The sequence below is a fragment of the Erwinia sp. Eh17-17 genome (genome assembly GCF_039675725.1).
Taxonomy (GTDB): domain Bacteria; phylum Pseudomonadota; class Gammaproteobacteria; order Enterobacterales; family Enterobacteriaceae; genus Erwinia.
Genome location: NZ_JBDFQT010000038.1, coordinates 1 through 399, shown reverse-complemented (window position 1 = coordinate 399; position 399 = coordinate 1). Strand labels below are relative to the sequence as shown.

General features: G+C 54.1%; 1 protein-coding gene and 1 rRNA gene. Both read left to right on the top strand.

Going from position 1 to position 399, the window contains the following annotated elements; translation table 11 throughout:
• Positions 1-94: 94 nt before the first annotated feature.
• Entirely contained in the window at positions 95-295 is a 201-nt protein-coding gene (locus ABEH87_RS21705) for a hypothetical protein (RefSeq protein WP_346579428.1), read from the top strand.
• Positions 282-397, top strand: a 5S ribosomal RNA gene (rrf, locus tag ABEH87_RS21700). The genes ABEH87_RS21705 and rrf overlap by 14 nt, the downstream gene beginning before the upstream one ends.
• Positions 398-399 lie beyond the last annotated feature (2 nt).

Here is a 399-nt window from a genome sequence, read left to right as displayed (position 1 = left end):
CCGGGTGTGTAAGCGCAGCGATGCGTTGAGCTAACCGGTACTAATGACCCGTGAGGCTTAACCTTACAACGCCAGAAGCGTTCTGGTGTGCGTTATGAGAGACGCAAAAGAGATTTTCAGCCTGTTCCGGATAAAGAATTCGTCAGAAACGAAAGATTTTACGCTGATGCAAGGCGGCAGGCGCAGGAAAGGAGGGAGCATACTGAAGTATGTGACTGACTTTGCAAGCGCGGCCAACGCAGCAGGAGCGAAAAAGATTCGTTTCGGGCACAAAGAATTTGCCTGGCGGCTTTAGCGCGGTGGTCCCACCTGACCCCATGCCGAACTCAGAAGTGAAACGCCGTAGCGCCGATGGTAGTGTGGGGTCTCCCCATGCGAGAGTAGGGAACTGCCAGGCAT